Origin of the sequence: Granulicatella balaenopterae, from assembly GCF_900111135.1 — a bacterium.
In the GTDB taxonomy this organism is placed as follows: Bacteria; Bacillota; Bacilli; order Lactobacillales; family Aerococcaceae; genus Granulicatella; species Granulicatella balaenopterae.
In genome coordinates this window covers 34349-53411 of record NZ_FOGF01000009.1, presented here as the reverse complement: position 1 = coordinate 53411, position 19063 = coordinate 34349, and the positions used below count along the sequence as shown (strand labels likewise).

The window sequence follows — 19063 nt, the reverse complement described above, 5'->3', positions numbered from 1 at the left end:
AGTCTAAGATTTTACATTTTGAATTGGACTAGTAAAATGATGTTTTAAGCTTGGAAATACATATTTGTCGCCAATAGCCACAAAATCCCCTTGGAATAGTAATGACACAAGAGTACCAATATTAACAGCATGAATGTCTCCTGTAATCCAATATAATAAAGCAATCAACATCATTGGAGGAATAAAACTCACAATTAACCCTCTACGTGATTTCCCGTGACAAATATAAAAACGAACATTTTTAATTACTTCATCAATTGGATGCATAAATAAATTAACACGTTGATAAATTGATACTCCACAAGCTAAAACAAAAATACCAGAAATATCTAAAATAATTTTTACTGCTAATGGTAAATTTTCTACGCCTAATAATCTGAAAAAATTAGCAAAAAAACCAATTAAACAGCTAAACGGAATCATAAAACAAATATTGGCAATCGCTCTTCTTAGATCGAAACTTTTGGTGATTACTATACTCCAACTTAATGCGAATAATCCCAACATACTCATAGTTATGGCAAAAGGTATCTGTAAAAAATAACTCAGATTTACCGAGGCGGCCGTCCACATGGCACTTCCCATATTTAAAGCGACCGTTAATCCATTTCCTAAAGCATTAATAAAAATTGAAATTACAATATAAAAAGCCATTTGCATTGGTGTTAGTTTTTCACCATTCTTCTCTTGTTGCACAATGCAACCTCCCTAATCAACATTATTGCTCAAACAAGCTCCTAAATGCGTTTAGCAGCTAGAAACTTATTATCGCCTTTAAAACTTATTTTCATTTTTACAACTTACTTTAATAAGCTCTTGCTAGCCATACAGTATGTTTAGCTGGTTTTCCAGTTACAATACAAGTTGTTTTTTCAACTGCTGGTACGAATGGAATATTACGTGTTGTAAATCCTGTTTCTTCTTTAATTTTGGCTTCAGACTCTTCAGTGCCATCCCATCCTGCAAGTACCCAGCCAGCTGGTTCTCCGGCAGCACGTTTTTCTTCGATGTGAGCTTTTAATTCATCTAAAGTATCAATATTTGTATATTCGTGTGATGAACGCATTTGGCGAGCTGTTTCTAATAAACGAACTTGCATTTCTTCTAATGATTTTTCAACATATTCTTCGATGTCATCTAATGAAACGGCAACTTTATCATCTAAGTCACGCATTTTAGTCATTACTTGGTTATTCTCCATATCACGTGGGCCAAATTCAATACGCATTGGTACACCTTTTAATTCCCATTCATTAAATTTAAAGCCTGGTGAATTATCAGAATCATCTAATGTAACACGGATGCCTTTTGCTTTTAATTGTTTTTGTAATTCTTCTAAGCGTTCAACAATTTCTGGTTTTTTCTTCCATGGTCCTACTGGTAATAATACGACTTGTGTTGGCGCAACTTTTGGAGGTAATACTAATCCTTGTTCATCACCATGAGTCATGATTAATGAACCGATTAAACGAGTTGATACTCCCCATGAAGTGGTGTTACAGAAAACGTGTTTATTATCACGGTTTAAGTATTTAATGTCGAATGCTTCGGCAAATTTTGTACCCATAAAGTGAGAAGTACCTGCTTGTACAGCTTTACCATCTTTCATCATCGCTTCTACTGAATACGTATCTACTGCTCCAGCAAAACGTTCTGATGGTGTTTTACGTCCTTGATATACAGGAACTGCTAATACTCCTTCAATAACTTCTTTATAAATATCTAGCATACGCATTGTACGATTACGCGCATCTTCTTCATTTTCGTGTGCTGTATGTCCTTCTTGCCATAAGAATTCAGAAGTACGTAAGAATGGTAATGTTTTTTTCTCCCAACGGAATACATTTGCCCATTGGTTAATTTCATATGGTAAATCACGGTATGAATTAATCCAGTTACTAAATGCTGTACCGATCATGGTTTCTGAAGTTGGACGTAATGCTAAACGTTCTTCTAATTTTTCACCAGCAGCTTCTGTCACCCATGGTAATTCCGGTGCAAAACCTTCAATGTGGTCAGCTTCTTTTGTGAAGAAACTTTCTGGGATTAACATTGGGAAATAAGCGTTACGGATACCTTCTTCTTTAAAACGAACACCGAATTCTTCTTGAATGTGTTCCCAAATCTCGAATCCATCTGGTTTAAAAATCATGCATCCACGTACTGGTGAATAATCCATTAAATCAGCTTTTTGAATGGTTTGAATATACCATTTTGAAAAATCTTCTCTTTGTAAATTTGTCATTATATTTCCTTCTTTCTTTAATCTATTAGTTTTTTTAGACAAAAAAATAAGCCATCTCATCCCGATAAAAAGGACGAATGACCGTGGTACCACCTTATTTGCATATAAAAATCCCTATATGCCACTTACTATTGATAACGGTGATAAACCGGATTATTTTCATAACCATCTATAGCATGGTAGGTTCAAATCACTAGCGGGGGTTCGTTCTCAGCTTGTCGAACTTTCTGTACCCATAGAAAATTTTACTATTCCAATGTCCATCGTTAATATTATAAGAAACTTCTAGTAAATGCAAGTATTTATCGCTAATCCTAATAAAAAATTAATGCAGTTTATGGATAATATCTGAGCGTTTAGTGTTTCCACATGTGGATAAATATTTTTTTGGATTTTTGCTTGTGGATAATGCTTTTTCCACAGTCCTTGTTGACAGTTCAGACTCGTTTGGTTATCCTATAAGTAATCACTATCTCACACAAAAAAGGAGGAGTTAAGTATGTCTCAAATGACGTTACCAGTTACACGCACTTACTATTACAGCTATTATTAGATGTACTTGTATCGCTTTTGTAGATACAAGTCGGACTGACCGTTTTGTATCTATGAGGCTGTAACTTTTTTGAGGTGAATCCACATAGATTATTTCTAAGTGGATCTTAACTTCCCTTTAGACTTCTTAAACACTATTTTAGGATTAAGTAGACTAGTTAGACCATTTAGAAATAGATGGTCTTTTCTTTTACCCTTTTTTCAAAAAAATATATTATAAGGAGTCTTTATTATGAAAAAAAATCTATTAAAATTACTCACCATCTTTTGTAGTCTATCGCTTATTGCCATCTTTGTCAGTCATTGCGCTAAAAAAGATGATAACTGTACCCATATTGGAATCTTACAATTCGCTGAACATGACGCTCTAACTTTAGCACGCCTTGGTTTTGTTGATGAACTGGCTGCCAATCACTATATCGAAGGCGAAAACTTAATCTTAACTATCGAAAATGCATCCGGTGACCAAAGTAATCTCCCTTTAATGGCCGAAAAATTAGCTGATGAAAATAATTTGAACTTTGCGATTGCTACACCGGCTGCCCAAGCAATGATGAATGCCGACCAAGAAACTCCGACTATTTTCACAGCTATTAGCGATCCAATCAGTGCTGGCTTAACCGATTCACTAGAACAACCAAGCGATAATAGTACGGGCACAATTGATTATATTCCCGTTCAAATGCAAATCGAAAAATTATTAGCCGCCATCCCAAATGCCCAAACTATCGGGATTTTCTATAATTCCAATGAAGTCAATTCAGAAGCCCAAGCCAGACTTGCGACAAATATACTGAATGATTTAGGATTAACCGTCATCGAAAAGACCGTTACGACCACCAATGATGTCCAACAAGTCGTCACTAGCTTAGCAAAAGAAGTCGACGCTATCTACTTTCCAACCGATACAACTGTTGCTTCAACCGTGGCAATGATTCATGATATTCTTATAAAAGCTAAAGTCCCAGCAATCGGTGGTGACCAAGCTGTCTTGGATGCCACTTTATTAGTTGTTGGTGTTGACTATTACAAATTAGGCCAACAATCGGCCAAACAAGCCCTACAACTATTAAATGGTACAGCTATTTCAGATATCGCGGTTGAAGATCCCGCCACACCAATGATTGAGATTAACCCACAAATGGCTCAAGCACTCGGTTTCTCTCTAAGTGAATTAGAAGAACGTGTACACTAAACTCTTCTATCTCGCAGATTCACCTTGCATCATAACACTATCTGAGGAGCGTTTCACCAGTTAAATGGCGCAAACTCATAAAAAATCTACCTCACAAAAATCTGCATCATAAAAAGCACTCAACCAACGATACCAATCGTCAGCTGAGTGCTTATTTATTTATAGTTCAGAACTAATTTTCGTTTTAAACGGCTAACTACTCGCTAAAACGGTTAGCTCATTTAGTTATCTGCTTTATCTTCTTTGGCTGCTGCAAAAATACGTTTCAAATAATGTCCCGTATAACTTTCTTCAACTTCCGCCACTTCTTCAGGTGTACCAGTCGCAATCACCGTACCGCCACCAGCACCACCTTCAGGGCCCATATCAATAATATAGTCAGCCGTTTTAATCACATCTAAATTATGTTCAATTACAACCACTGTATTACCCGCTTCAACTAAACGATTTAAAACTGCCAATAAACGCTTAATATCATCCGTATGTAATCCTGTTGTTGGCTCATCTAAAATATAGACCGTCTTACCGGTAGCTGTGCGGCGTAATTCACTAGCTAGCTTCATACGTTGCGCTTCACCACCTGATAAAGTCGTTGCCGATTGACCTAAACGTACATAGCCTAAACCAACATCCTCAATCGTTTGTAATTTGCGCTTAATTTTTGGAATTGCACTGAAAAATTCTAAAGCTTCCTCAACCGTCATCTCCAATACATCGGCAATACTCTTACCTTTATAGCGAACTTCTAAGGTTTCAGAATTATAACGTGTCCCATGACAGACTTCACAAGGCACATAGACATCCGGTAAGAAATGCATCTCAATTTTTAAGATACCATCACCCTTACACGCTTCACAGCGTCCACCCTTAACATTAAAGCTAAAGCGTCCTTTTTTATAGCCACGCATCTTAGCTTCATTGGTTGCCGCAAACAAATCACGAATATCATCAAAGACACTCGTATATGTTGCCGGATTACTACGAGGTGTACGCCCAATCGGACTTTGATCAATATCAATCATCTTATCAACTAATTCCACCCCATGTAATGCCTTAAACTTACCAGGCTTCTCCTTTGCTTTTGTTAATTCACGCGCCAAGGCCTTCTTCAAGACACCATTCACTAAAGAACTCTTACCTGAACCAGACACCCCGGTTACCGCCACTAATCTACCTAGAGGAATCGTCACATCGACATCTTGTAAATTATTCTCACTAGCACCAATCACTTCTAAACATCCCATATCTTCAGTGCGACGTGTTGTTGGAATCTCAATTTTCTTTTTACCCGTTAAATACTGACCCGTTAATGACTTTTTATTCTTCATGACTTGCTTAGGAGTCCCAGCCGCAATCACTTCGCCACCTAACTCACCAGCACCCGGACCCATATCAATCAAATAATCCGCCGCTAACATCGTATCACTATCATGTTCCACCACAATTAACGTATTCCCTAAGTCACGCATCTGCTTCAATGAATCTAACAAACGATCATTATCACGCTGATGCAACCCAATCGACGGCTCATCTAAAATATACAATACCCCCGACAAATTCGAACCAATCTGCGTCGCCAAACGAATACGCTGCGCCTCACCACCCGATAAAGTTCCAGCAGTACGGCTTAAGGTTAAATAATCCAAACCAACATTCTTCAAGAAACTCAAACGTGACAGCACCTCTTTTAAAATCGGTGTCGCAATCTCCTGATTCGTTTTAGATAATGTCAATTGCTCTAAAAATTCTAATTCCTCAGTCACAGACATTGTTTGTAATTCAGAAATATTCAAACCGCCCACCTTCACCGATAAAGCTTTCTCATTCAACCGCTGTCCCTGACAAGATTGACAGACTAATTCCGTCATATATTGGCGCATCTGTTCACGTACATAATCACTATTCGTCTCATGATAACGACGATTGACATTTTTCACTACCCCTTCAAAAGGTAAATTCAAATCACGCTTCCCACCAAATTCATTCTCATGATAAAAATGAAATTCCTTTTCACCTGAACCATACAAAATTAACTTACGCTGTTCTTTCGTTAATGATTTAAATGGCACATCCATTGGTATCTTAAACTGCTGACAAAACTGCTCTAACATACTAGGATAATAATTCGAACTAATTGGATTCCAAGGAACTAATGCACCCTCTTGTAAAGTCAGACGATCATCCGGTACTACTAACTCCACATCCACTTCCAACTTCATCCCCAAACCATCACACTCACTACAAGCGCCAAATGGGGCATTAAATGAAAACAAACGAGGCTCTAATTCACCAATCGTAAAGCCACAATGCGGGCAAGCATAATGCTCACTAAATAATAATTCCTCTTGACCAATCACATCGACAATCGCATAACCATCCGCTAATTGTAAAGCTGATTCTAAAGAGTCAAATAAACGTGAGCGGCTTTTTTCACTAACAATAATTCTATCAACTATTACATCAATCGTATGTTTCTTTTGCTTTTCTAATACAATCTCCTCAGAAATATCACGTTTTTCACCATCAACACGTAAACGCACATAACCTTCTTTTTTAATCTGCTCTAATACTTTTTTGTGTTCACCACGCTTAGCTTTAACAATTGGTGCCATAATTTGAATCTTCGTACGCTCTGGTAGATCCATTACCCGATTCACCATCTGTTCAATCGATTGACTTTCAATAATCGTATCATCATGTGGGCAGACTGGCGTACCAATACGTGCATATAATAAACGTAAATAATCATTAATCTCTGTAACCGTCCCTACAGTTGAGCGAGGATTACGTGAAGTAGTGCGTTGTTCAATCGCAATTGCTGGACTCAATCCATCAATTCCATCAACATCTGGTTTATCCATTTGCCCCAAGAATTGTCTTGCATAAGCAGATAAACTCTCCACATAGCGACGTTGCCCTTCTGCATATAAAGTATCAAATGCTAAAGAACTCTTCCCTGAACCTGATAAACCGGTCACAACTACTAATTTATCACGTGGAATAGAAACATCAATATTTTTTAAATTATGGGCTCTTGCACCACGCACAATAATCTTATCTTTGGCCATTAACTTTACTTCCCTTCCTATCAATTCTCTATTATTATAGCATAACTTTAGTGAAACTTCCGAACAAACGTTCTTTAGCGCCACAAAAAAAGCGAACCCTTATATGATTCGCTTCCTAGTCCTTATTCTTATTCTGATTCTGTTTTTTCTGTTGATTCTTCTTTTGTTGCGGATATTGCTTCAAAATGCAATTCTTCTAAGATAGCTTCACTTTTAGCTCTGGTATTTTCTCCGATTGTCGTGATAAATAGCACACGTGCATCATGCCAAATTAAATGGTGATAACTAGTATCATCCGTCGTTGTAATGATTAATTCTAAACTATTGACGGCTTCATTTTCTGTGATGGTTGCTTCAGAATTTTCCGCATTTTGTTCTTTTAATGTTTTTGCTAGTGTTTGATAGAATGCTTTTGCAGCTACATTATCTTTCCCAGTAAAAAACAGTACATTAGTATCATCATTTAAGGCGACGGAGATTGATGTTGAAGCATCTTCTTGTAAAATAATTTCATAACCTTCTGCTTCCATCAATTCACCAAAAGTTTTAGTACTTAATGGCTTTTGGGTATTGCTACAAGCGGTTAGTAATAAGGCAACAATTGCGATAAAAAGATAATTCATATATTTTTTCATAAGTTCCCCTCCTTAATGATTATTTCAGCCTAATCATAGCACACTCCTTTCGGTACCTCAATTAATAAATTGGTTTATTTTACTTTAATTGAAAGATTTTTTCACAAAAAAACAAGCTCCTATATTAGAAGCTTGCTTGTTCATCTAATCTTCCGTTACTTCTTCAATAAAGCGTTGGAATAATGTTAATAGGACACTGACTAATAAGCCTGTACCAAATGAACTAATATAAATTCCTGAGCCCACAAAATTTGCGGTCATCATAATAATTAAGCCATTAATCACAAAGCTAAATAAGCCGAATGTAAAAAAGTTAATTGGTAAAGTAAATAAATATAATACCGGTTTTACCGTTAAGTTTAGTAGTGCTAAAATAATACTTGCGGTAAAAGCAACCCCCCAGCTTTCAACAACTACGCCAGGTAATAAATAAGCAATCAACATAAAGCCAAGTGTATTAATCGCAATTCGTTTGAACATACCCATCTCATTCCCTCCTATTACTAATAATATTTTAATAATACTTTAATTATAAACCAAAAAACTTCTATTTCCAACCACAGCCCAGTAGTTTTCCTTAGAAGTTTTCCGGTATTTTTACGAATTATTAAAAGTCACTCCATTCATCATCCTCTACTTTTCGTGCTTCTTTTCTTGGACGATATTGATTGGTTTGATTGGTATAGTTGCGTTGGCGTTGACTAAAAATACTATCATATGCATCAAATGGATTAATGCGTGGCGATGGCTTTGGTGCATCTGGAATGATTAAAGCTAGTAAGAAATAGACAATAACTGGACCACCAGACCAAAAGACTAATAAAAAGATAATTCTTAATAGTGTTGAACTAATGCCTAAATATTCAGCAATCCCTCCGATAACTCCTAGGAATACTTTATCGGTTCTTGATTTTGTTAATTTTTTCTTATTCATATCACTCATCCTTTTTGATTAATTTATGACAATATCACCCGCAATAGTTACTAAGGTCATATTAATAGGTAATGCTTCATTTATTTTTTTAATTTTAACAATTTTGGCAACAACTTCTTTTTGTAGTAATTCTGTTTCAAACGCTTCTTGATTATAGATTACTTCACCAAATGAGGTCTTCATCATCGCTTCCATACTTAATCCTTCTGTTAGTTCCATATGAATATCACCATTCGTTGTATTAGCCATTACTTTTTTTGAATCCTTAGATGCTACTTCTAAATCAATATCTCCATTGACGGTTGTAACATCATAACTTACGGCTTCTGTTTCTATTTCTAAATCACCATTAATATTTTTAATACAAATATCACGGTATTTACCAGCAGCTATTTCAATATCACCATTCATCATATCTAATTCTGCCATAGTGCCACTAACCCCATATAAATTGACATCCCCATTTTTAACTTTAATATAATAATCTTTTCCCTTTACTTGTTGAAGAGTCAGATTCGCATTTAAGGTTTCTATTTTTGTATAGTCATAATTAATATTTGGGACGTGTAAGGTTACTTCACAATTAACACGTTTATTAGGAATGTGATACATAATTTTTTCATCAGTTATTTCAATGGTGCTACGTTCTGCTAATAGTTCCAGTGGTGTCTTATTATTGGCACGAACACCATAAAGTTTGTAGTTAGCATCAATTTTTACATAATCTTTATCCCATGTTTCTAAGATGATATCACCATTTGCGACTTTTATATCAATAATCGTTGCAGTTGTTGGTTCTGAGGTAATCGTTTGTTCGAATTCTGTTGTGGCAATTTTAGGGATTGATACAGTTTTTTCTTGCCACTCAACTGATTCTCCAGCATCTTTTACAACTTTTGCGACTTTATTAGTAATATTCCCCATTGCGCTAGTAAATAGATTAGCTGATTGATTCACTTTTTCTTCCCAATTGGTTTCCTGTACTTTTTCCTTAACTTGTTTATATTTATGATTTAATTCGGCTTTTGTTTTACGAATTTTTTCTTCAGTAGCTCGTTGTTTTTCAATTTCTAAAGATTCTAATTGTTCTATCAAACTATCTAAAATTTCGGTAATGCGTTGTAATTCCATCTCATCATCAACTGTTAACTGGCCAATAGATGCCAATGTTTCTAATTCAGTTAGACGCTCTTTCTTTTCAGCGATTGATTTTTCTAAATTGATAATACGTTGGTCCTCTTTATTAGCGTCACCTGTAATCGAACCCACAGCACTAGCAATATCTCCTAAAATTGTATTCAAGCGCTTTTTGTCCACTTTTTCATAGTAATCAGCATTTTTTTCAGGAATTTCTTCAATATATTCTTCTATAGTTTCATTATCTGCTTTCTTTTGACCGATTTGTTCTAATAATTCAATCGCCTCACTAGAACTAATCACTCCTTTTTTAACGAGTTCTAAAATTCTATCTTTTTCTTTCATGGCTAAGTTCCCCTTTCTTAACACCATTCTTTTCTCTCTACATCTTTATTATGGACTATATTCAAACTTTTTTCATAGGGCTAAAGATTGATATTTGTAAAAAAGAGTAAAAAAAGAACGCTATCCTTCGGTGTCTAGCACTGCGAAAGTTAACGTTAGTCAATAATTATCTACGAAAAAACTTGTTCCCGTAAAAAAAGTGTTAAATATATAATATGATTTTCTTAAGAAAAATGCAAGTGAATTGTTAAATTTTCTTAATTTTTTTTAAAATTATGATTTGTTTGGCTTTTGCCACTATAATTAGTCTTTTTGATGAACTAAAATGGTAAAATCTACTGTTATTTCTGTTAATGGATGTTCTACGCTATAGATGCGGTCTTCTTCACTAGCTCCCCAGTATAATGGTGTCATCATTAATAAATCATGGTAGCGCTCTGGAGAAATGGCTACTTTATATGAGATTTGATCAACGGTTGCTTCAGGATATTGTTCTAGGAAACGGCTCACTGTTTGTTCGTTGGAATAAGTTTGGCGTTCTTTATTTGAGCGATATAATTGTTGACGCAATTCAATTAAATAATTAGCATTTGGAACAGCTTTGATTAAGCGACCTCCCTTTGCTAATACACGATTAAATTCTTCATAATGCGACGGCGTTAAAATATTGATTAATTGTTGGCATGACTCTTTAGCGAATGGCAAAGTGGTTAAATCAGCCAAACACCAAAAATTAGTAGTACCAAAATGATTACTAGCCAATATAATCCCTTCTTTAGCGATATCTAAACCAATTGTATGTTGTAAGTGATATGTCTCTTGTAAATAAGCTAAATGCGAGCCTTCACCACAACCAATATCAACAGTTAATTTATCGGTATCTACTCTTATATACTCAGCAATTTTATCTAATAAGGGTTGAAAAAATCCACTCTCTGCCAATTGAAAGCGATGTTGAAATAAATCACGGTCATAATCAGTATTGGCTGGTTGCTTCATTAAATGCATTGTCCCTTTTTTTGATAGGTCAAATTGATGATTATTTTGGCATACTAAACCACGCACCACATCTTCTTTATAGCTACTTTGGCAATAAGGGCAAGCTAATAAATGAACATGTTCTTGTAAAAAATTACGGGAAATATCTATTTTTTTTAACATATTTAAACTCCTCTTTTCAATCTACCTTACTAGTGTACCTATTTTTTACTTAGATAGCTAGTCATTTTAGTGCCTGTTCGTTGACTTTTCCACTCTAGCAACCTAAAATAGTGTAGAAAGAAGAGAAATTCTCTTACCTTATTCTATATTAGGAGTGAATCAAGATGGCTGAAAAAATTCCAGTAACAATTGTCAGCGGCTTTTTAGGTGCCGGTAAAACTACCTTAATTAATAAAGTATTAAAAGAAAAACACGACCAACATATTGCCGTAATTATTAATGAATTCGGTGAAGTCGGTGTGGATCACCAATTTGTATTAGATGTTGAAGAAGAAATCTACCAAATGGATAATGGTTGTTTATGTTGTACATTGCGTACGGACATTGCCGATATGTTACGCTCTATTCTTACTGTTAAAGAAAAAAATGGTGTGAAGGTTGACCGTATTTTATTTGAAACAACAGGGATTGCAGATCCATCTCCAATCGCTCAAACCTTTATCAATGTACCATTCTTAAACGAACACTTTATTATTGATGCTGTTCTAACAGTAGTTGATTCTAAAAACTTCTTATTCCAAACAGCACATCAAGATGAGCCTGCTAAACAAGTTGGTTTTGCTGATAAAATCTTTATGTCAAAACATAGCTTAGTAACAGATAATATCTACCGTAAAGTTATTGAAGAAGTCCGCTCTATTAACGCCTTCGCTGAAATTCAAGACTTAGATGAAAAACCAGTTACTTTGGCTGATATGTTCGACTTACAATTATTCTATGCCTCAGAGAAAAAAATCCGTGCCATGGAACAAGTTGCCAAAGAAGAGGAAGAAGAACATCACCATGACCACGATGAACACGCTTGTTGCCATCACCATGAAGATGGCGAAGAATGTCACTGTCACGATCACGATGAATGCGACTGCGACCACGATCACCATCATGATCACGAATGCCACCACCATCACCACAAAAAACACCACAGCGGCATCAACTCATTCGTCATTGAAGCTGATAAACCATTAGTCTTAGCCAATATTAATGAATGGTTAAATGAATTAGTTTATATGTATGGTCAAGAATTATACCGTTATAAAGGCTTATTATACGTAGAAGGCTTAGATTACCAAATTATCTTCCAAGGTGTCCAAATGAGTTTTGATATTTCACGTGGACGTAACTGGTCAGAAGATGAAGAACACAAATCAACTCTAGTATTCATCGGTAAAAACTTACCAGAAGAAGAATTACGTAAAAGTTTTATTGAATGTACAGAAAAATAATCCTAGCTCTTTAGCAATTTAGGCGAGTTTCGGCTCGTCTTTTTCTAATCCTACAATTATTCCAATAAAAATACTTAACAAATCTCTGTTATCTCTGTATAATAGAACTGTTATGGAAAAATGAAAGCCTCTTTTCTTCGGCTTGATAATGGCATGGAATAAATATATAATCTATGTATATAATAATAAGGGAGGTTGATTGTACTTCCTTGCTGAAAAGCAGAAAGTTACCGCTAATGTGGTCATCGAACCGCTTGGTAATGCAAGTTCTGATTTAAAGAGTTTTATACTTGTAACTCCAAAGTCTGAAAATGATGTACGATTACAAGTTACACTTGATAATCAAAACTCCATGGGCTTGCCCGTGGGAACAGTCAGAGAAAAAGTAAAGACTAAACAACTAATACAAAAGAAAGTGAAGTGAAATCATGGGACGTAAATGGGCAAATATTGTTGCTAAGAAAACAAAACTTGATGCAAACAACAGTAAAATCTATGCTAAATTTGGTATTGAAATTTATGTTGCTGCAAAACAAGGTGAACCAGACCCTCATTCAAACCAAAAATTAAAATTTGTTATCGATCGTGCGAAAACATATAATGTACCAAAACACATTATTGACCGTGCAATTGAAAAAGCTAAAGGTGCTGGAGGCGGAGACTTCCAAGAATTACGTTATGAAGGATTTGGTCCAAATGGCTCAATGATTATCGTTGACGCTTTAACAAATAATGTAAACCGTACAGCTGGTGATGTTCGTGCTGCTTATAGCAAAAACGGCGGAAACATGGGTGTATCAGGATCAGTAACTTACTTATTTGATAATACTGCTATTTTTGGTATTGCTAATAAAGATGCTGATGAATTATTAGAAGAATTAATGGAAGCAGATATTGACGTTCGCGATGTTGTTCAAGAAGATGACCAAGCAATCGTTTATGCTGAACCAAATGATTTCCAAGAAGTTCGTGCAGCATTAGAAAATATGGGCATTACAGAATTCTCAGTAGCAGAAATCGAAATGGTCCCTCAATCAGAAGTAACATTAGCAGGCGATGACTTACGTTTATTTGAACGTATGTTAGAAACTTTAGAAGACAATGAAGACGTTCAAAAAGTATACCACAATGTAAACTTAGATGACGTAGAATAATACAAAAAAATCAGTACCCCATTCATCACGAAGAGGATACTGATTTTTATTTTGATTTATTATTACATACTTGATTGAGCTACCATACTAATAAAGGCTAAACTATTCATCACAAAATGCATTGAAATAGACATAGCTACATTATTATGATAATAACGATATACTCCTACTAAAGGAATTGTCACCGTTGCATATAATAGTCCTGCTTTTAAGTCCGTACCTGAATGCATCATAATAAAAAATACTGATGATACAATCGTCATAATCCACACTGGAACCCTACCTTCTAAATCCCCAATCAAGACTTGACGGAATAAAGTCTCTTCTACAATCGGCGCAAAAATACATACCGTAAAAAACATCACTAAAGGCGTTGAATTTTCAAACATCATTTGGATAACTTCTTGATTTTCTGGTTCTGGAATAGTCATCACACTAAATAATAATAATGTTAATACAATACGAATCGCTAAACCACTACTACAAGCTAACACCACATCCGGGAACTTTATCTTTTGCAGTGCTGATTGATATGTATCTTTAAACTTATGAATTACATATACCAAGGTTAACACACTTGACAGGGCCATCCCATATGCATTCGCCGTCTCAATACTAGCCCCCATCGACAAAATCGGCAAAGCAATCAATTGACTAACCAATAACATATTCAATAAATACACAAACCAAGCTGTTAAACCACGGTGTTTTTCACTAAAATTTTTCATCTTAAATCTTACTCCTCCCAACAAGCTTCTTTTTTAGATTCTAGCATTACAACTTCTTTTAACCCCTCATCAGTAAAACGCACACCGAATAAGACGCCACCATAGACTGCCCCACCATCAAGACCCACTTTACCATCTTCATACCAGACTTCCTTCGTATGCGGGAATCCTGATAAATAAGGTGTAGGCGTATGACCAAAGACAATTACTTTACCAGTCGTATTAGGAGCTTTATGAAAGTCATCACGAATCCAATAAAATTCTTTCTCTAAAGTATTATGCCAATCATCAATGGTTAAATCAACCCCCGCATGCACAAAGATATACTTTTCTGTCTCATAATATAGAGGTAAATCAGCTAAAAGTGATAATAATCCCGGATATTTCTCTTTAATCTCTAAAGCATCAGCTTCTGGATCAATAATCTCCACATCACTAGGACGCTCTAATAACTGATTAATTGTCTTAACCCCACCATTACGACAATACCAATCGAACTTTTCAACTGGGTCGGCTAACCATTTTAAGATAATATCTTCATGATTACCTTTTACCCAGATAGCACCCTCTTCTTCCACTAACTTCTTCGCTAATAAAAAAGTACCTTTATTATCATGTCCACGATCCGCTAAGTCACCAATCAAGACTAATTGTTCACTATCCTTGTGCCAAAATGACAGCATTTCCTTCATTAAGCTCAATTCACCGTGAATATCACCGATAACAAAATAATTCTCTGACATCTAATCCCTCCTCTACGCTAATCGTTTCTTAACTAGTATACCAAATTTCTATTCAAATAGAAAAAGACAGTTCATCAATACAGTAAAAAAGTGATGCATTAATCAACCATGTGCCTATAAAAAATGATTCACCTACATCTAAACAACACAAAAAAATCCAAAAAAAATGATGCACCAATCAACATCAGCACACCATTTTCTAAATAAATCTATTTAATATAATTTTAAGTATTGGTCTAATTCCCATGTAGTTACTTGACTACGATAAGCCGCCCATTCAAAACGTTTGGCCTCAATAAAGTTGGCATAAATATGTTCCCCTAAAGCTGATTTGACGACTTCATCTTGTTCTAAAGCTGATACGGCGCGAGATAAGCTACTTGGCAAATCACTAATTCCTGCATCCATACGCTCCTTATTCGTCATCGCATAAATATTACGATCCACTGCAGTTGGCACCGGAGTTTCGTTCTTAATTCCTTCTAGACCAGCTTGTAGAATAGCTGCCATTGCTAGATATGGATTCGCCGTTGGATCAACACTACGCAATTCCACACGAGTTGATATACCACGTGATGACGGAATACGAATTAATGGCGAACGATTTTGACCTGACCAAGCAATATAGACTGGCGCTTCATAACCCGGTACTAAACGTTTATATGAATTAACAGTTGGATTGCATACGGCCGTTAAAGCTTTCGCATGTTCCATTAAACCAGCAATAAAATGACGACACGAATCACTCAATTCCAATTCACCAGCAGGATCATAAAAAGCATTCTTACCTTCTTCATTAAATAATGATAAATTAAAGTGCATTCCGGAACCGGCAATTCCAATGACTGGTTTTGGCATAAAGGTTGCATGTAAGCCATGTTTACGGGCAATTGTTTTCACAATTAATTTGAATGTTTGAATATTATCACAAGCTTCCACCGCATTTGCATATTTCCAATCGATCTCATGTTGGCCAGGTGCTACTTCATGGTGACTAGCTTCAATCTCAAAACCAGCTTTTTCTAATTCTAAGACAATATCACGACGACAATTTTCACCTAAATCCGTTGGTGCCAAATCAAAATATCCACCATTATCATTTAAGTCCATTGTTGGTTCACCATTCTCATCTAATTTGAATAAGAAAAATTCAGGTTCTGGTCCTAAATTAAAATGCGAGAAACCTAAGTCTTTCATTTCTGCTAAAATACGTTTTAAGTTCGAACGAGGATCTCCTGCAAAAGGTTCCCCCTTCGTTGTATACACATCACAAATTAAGCGGGCAATCGAACCATTTTCACTACTCCATGGGAAGACTAACCAAGTTGATAAATCGGGATATAAATACATATCACTCTCTTCAATACGCACAAAACCTTCAATTGACGAACCATCAAACATCATTTTATTATCTAACACTTTTTTTAATTGACTAATCGGTACTTCCACATTCTTAATTCGTCCGGCAATATCCGTAAACATTAATCTTAAGTAACGGACATCACGTTCCTTGGCATCGTTCATTATATCTTCTCGAGTGATTTCTTTATTCATTTATCTTACTTCCTTTCTTTCATTAAAATGGTCTTTCATTGCCTGATAAGCGACTAATCTGCATAATCTCATTATAAAAAATACGACGGACATCCTCATCGGTTAAAGCTTTAGAGGAGCCATCACTTACCTGTTTAGAACTAGTCATAAATGATTGTTTGGAAATTTTTTCCTGATGATAATGCCTTTTAATCGCCTCAATCGATAAACCATCTTCCAAAAAATCTTTAATCTCTAATAAACGATCAATATCATTTAAGGAAAATAAACGGCGATTGGTCGTCGAGCGCAATGGCATCACCAAATCTTTTTCTTCATAATAGCGAATCTGGCGAGCAGTCAAATCCGTCAATTCCATTACAACACCAATTGGCAAAATTGCTCTACTGCGACGTAACTCTTTCTCACTCACCTCTCTCACCTCTCTAGTTCTTTTGTTGTTATTTTAGACAGTTTTAGGAGTGGTGTCAATCTTTGGCTAACTTTTTATGTTAGATAATCTAACATAGAGTAGAGAGCTTACTAGCTACAATTCATTTCCCCTATACTCACTCTGGCGCTTAAATAATATTTTCTTTTCTAGCTAGCAAGGTGTACAATAGAAATTAACATACTTAAAAAGGACTGATCAAATGGAAGCACGTAACCAACTAAAACAAGCCGAACGTGGCGCTAAGACAAGTATTGCCGTCTATATTTTACTTTCTTTTGCCAAATTATTAGTCGGCTATCTATTCTATTCAACCGCCCTATTCGCTGATGGATTAAATAACTTTACCGATGTGATTTCTTCTATTTTAGTATTATTCGGACTAAAAATCGCCCAAAAACCCGTCGACAAAGATCATCCCTATGGCCACTGGAAATTTGAAACGATTGCTAGCTTAATGACTAGCTTCATTATGTTCTATGTGGGTATTGAAGTCCTGAAGAATGTGATTCAACGAATGTGGCTTGGCGCTCCTACTCCGACACCTTCTCTATTAAATGCGGTTGTGGCAGCCGGTGCAGGAATTGTGATGTTACTAGTCTATCGCTATAATAAAAACTTAGCCAAACGCCTAAATTCACTAGGTTTAAAAGCAGCTTCGAAAGATAATTTAAGTGATGCTTTAACCAGTTTCACAACAGCTATTGCGATTGTAGCAGCTAGTAGCGGTATCTTATGGATCGATGATTTTATGGCTCTAGTTGTTGGTATCATCATTATTAAAACAGCTATTGAAATCTTTAAAGAAAGTACCTTTGAATTAACAGATGGCTTTGAAGAAGATAAAATCCATGAATATGAAACCATCGCCCTAAGTCATCCTGAAGTCAAAGCGATTGGCGAATTAAAAGCTCGTCGTTATGGCTCGAATGTCTATATTGATCTAACCGTCTTAATGGATCCAAATTTAACCGTTTATGATAGTCATGCTGTAACCGAAGAAATTGAAGAAGAATTTTACCAACAATCTTCCGTCTTATTTATTGATATTCACGTTGAACCCTATGAAGTTGATTCGGCAGAGATTTAGCTAAATAGATGCAAAAAACCTTACCCATTTTTCTGGATAAGGTTTTTTAATTTGAGTAAACAGTTTGTCTGAGTAAGCTTGACTTACTCCCAAAAACTACTTATCTAATTATTTAATATTTTTTAGTAATAGGCAAACCATTTCCGCAGACTTTTTTCCTGCTTCAATAATAAATTCGTCAAAACTTACTGCTGAAGTGCCGCTTTCTGGAATATCTGACATTGCACGAATAACTAAGCATGGTACATCGAATGTATGACAAACTTGAGCAATCGCTGCACCTTCCATCTCTGTTGCATATACATCAGGGAAATGTTTCATAATATCATCGAATTGGTCTTTACGATGAATAAATGAATCGGCTGTTACGATTAAACCTTTTGTGGCACGTAAGCCTGTTTCTTCGGCAGCTTTAATCGTTTGTTCAATAAAATCGTCTTGTGTTTTGTAGCGAGTTGGCATTTGTGGTAATTGACCATAATCATAACCAAATGCTGTAACATCGACATCACTATACGCTAATTCGCTTGCGACAACCACATCACCGATTTGTAATGATTTATCCAAGCCACCTGCAGAACCGGTATTAATGATTAACCCCGCACCAAATTTTTCGATTAATAAAGTAGTAGCGATTGCTGACATAACTTTACCAATTCCTGATTGAACAACGATAACTTCTTGATTGGCTAATTTCCCTTCAAAGAATTCCCATCCAGCGATTTTATGGATTTTTGTTAATTCCATGCGTTCTTCTAATAATTTTTTCTCTTCTGCCATTGCGGCGATAATTCCAATTCTCATCATTT

The 19063-nt window shown here is 35.7% G+C and carries 17 protein-coding genes and 1 other annotated feature; of the genes, 4 read left to right on the top strand and 13 right to left on the bottom strand.

Annotated features, from left to right (window positions below):
- Positions 1-3: 3 nt before the first annotated feature.
- Entirely contained in the window at positions 4-696 is a 693-nt protein-coding gene (locus tag BMX09_RS03420) for a hypothetical protein (RefSeq protein WP_089746303.1), read from the bottom strand.
- Positions 697-805: 109 nt separating this feature from the next.
- The gene (gene proS / locus BMX09_RS03415; RefSeq protein ID WP_089746302.1) at positions 806-2245 is read right to left on the bottom strand and encodes a proline--tRNA ligase; all 1440 of its coding nucleotides are present in this window, start codon (positions 2243-2245) and stop codon (positions 806-808) included.
- 66 nt (positions 2246-2311) lie between these two features.
- Positions 2312-2515, bottom strand: a binding site (T-box leader).
- A 514-nt stretch (positions 2516-3029) separates the two neighbouring features.
- Between proS and BMX09_RS03410 the strand changes: the two genes are divergently transcribed.
- Positions 3030-3992, top strand: a complete 963-nt coding sequence (locus BMX09_RS03410) for an ABC transporter substrate-binding protein (RefSeq protein WP_089746301.1) — start codon at positions 3030-3032, stop codon at positions 3990-3992.
- A gap of 221 nt (positions 3993-4213) precedes the next feature.
- Here the strand turns inward: BMX09_RS03410 and uvrA are convergent, their stop codons facing one another.
- From uvrA to BMX09_RS03380, 6 genes are all read right to left on the bottom strand, one after another.
- Positions 4214-7060 (bottom strand): excinuclease ABC subunit UvrA, encoded by a 2847-nt coding sequence (gene uvrA, locus BMX09_RS03405; protein ID WP_089746300.1) that lies wholly within the window; start codon positions 7058-7060, stop codon positions 4214-4216.
- Positions 7061-7188: 128 nt separating this feature from the next.
- A complete protein-coding gene (locus BMX09_RS03400; RefSeq protein ID WP_089746299.1) occupies positions 7189-7695 on the bottom strand; it encodes a hypothetical protein in 507 nt (168 codons plus the stop codon).
- 144 nt (positions 7696-7839) lie between these two features.
- Entirely contained in the window at positions 7840-8181 is a 342-nt protein-coding gene (locus BMX09_RS03395) for a phage holin family protein (protein WP_089746298.1), read from the bottom strand.
- 121 nt (positions 8182-8302) lie between these two features.
- On the bottom strand, positions 8303-8629 hold the full coding sequence (locus tag BMX09_RS03390) for a PspC domain-containing protein (protein WP_089746297.1): 327 nt from the start codon (positions 8627-8629) through the stop codon (positions 8303-8305).
- 18 nt (positions 8630-8647) lie between these two features.
- Entirely contained in the window at positions 8648-10111 is a 1464-nt protein-coding gene (locus tag BMX09_RS03385) for a DUF4097 family beta strand repeat-containing protein (RefSeq protein WP_177159517.1), read from the bottom strand.
- Positions 10112-10414: 303 nt separating this feature from the next.
- A complete protein-coding gene (locus BMX09_RS03380; protein ID WP_089746295.1) occupies positions 10415-11272 on the bottom strand; it encodes a methyltransferase domain-containing protein in 858 nt (285 codons plus the stop codon).
- 164 nt (positions 11273-11436) lie between these two features.
- Between BMX09_RS03380 and BMX09_RS03375 the strand changes: the two genes are divergently transcribed.
- A complete protein-coding gene (locus tag BMX09_RS03375) occupies positions 11437-12555 on the top strand; it encodes a CobW family GTP-binding protein (protein WP_089746294.1) in 1119 nt (372 codons plus the stop codon).
- Positions 12556-12983: 428 nt separating this feature from the next.
- A complete protein-coding gene (locus BMX09_RS03365; protein ID WP_089746293.1) occupies positions 12984-13709 on the top strand; it encodes a YebC/PmpR family DNA-binding transcriptional regulator in 726 nt (241 codons plus the stop codon).
- A 62-nt stretch (positions 13710-13771) separates the two neighbouring features.
- Here BMX09_RS03365 and BMX09_RS03360 read toward each other — a convergent pair whose 3' ends face one another.
- The 4 genes from BMX09_RS03360 to BMX09_RS03345 all read right to left on the bottom strand — a co-directional run bounded on the left by BMX09_RS03360 (position 13772) and on the right by BMX09_RS03345 (position 17146).
- Positions 13772-14437 (bottom strand): CPBP family intramembrane glutamic endopeptidase, encoded by a 666-nt coding sequence (locus BMX09_RS03360; protein ID WP_089746292.1) that lies wholly within the window; start codon positions 14435-14437, stop codon positions 13772-13774.
- 8 nt (positions 14438-14445) lie between these two features.
- Positions 14446-15180, bottom strand: a complete 735-nt coding sequence (locus BMX09_RS03355; RefSeq protein WP_089746291.1) for a metallophosphoesterase — start codon at positions 15178-15180, stop codon at positions 14446-14448.
- A gap of 213 nt (positions 15181-15393) precedes the next feature.
- Complete coding sequence (glnA, locus tag BMX09_RS03350) at positions 15394-16734, bottom strand: type I glutamate--ammonia ligase (protein WP_089746290.1); 1341 nt, start codon at positions 16732-16734, stop codon at positions 15394-15396.
- Between the two features lie 22 nt (positions 16735-16756).
- The gene (locus BMX09_RS03345; RefSeq protein ID WP_089746289.1) at positions 16757-17146 is read right to left on the bottom strand and encodes a MerR family transcriptional regulator; all 390 of its coding nucleotides are present in this window, start codon (positions 17144-17146) and stop codon (positions 16757-16759) included.
- 220 nt (positions 17147-17366) lie between these two features.
- Here BMX09_RS03345 and BMX09_RS03340 point away from each other — a divergent pair, with 220 nt between their 5' ends.
- Positions 17367-18254, top strand: a complete 888-nt coding sequence (locus BMX09_RS03340; protein WP_089746288.1) for a cation diffusion facilitator family transporter — start codon at positions 17367-17369, stop codon at positions 18252-18254.
- A 108-nt stretch (positions 18255-18362) separates the two neighbouring features.
- Here BMX09_RS03340 and BMX09_RS03335 read toward each other — a convergent pair whose 3' ends face one another.
- Positions 18363-19058 (bottom strand): 5'-methylthioadenosine/adenosylhomocysteine nucleosidase, encoded by a 696-nt coding sequence (locus tag BMX09_RS03335; RefSeq protein WP_089746287.1) that lies wholly within the window; start codon positions 19056-19058, stop codon positions 18363-18365.
- Positions 19059-19063 lie beyond the last annotated feature (5 nt).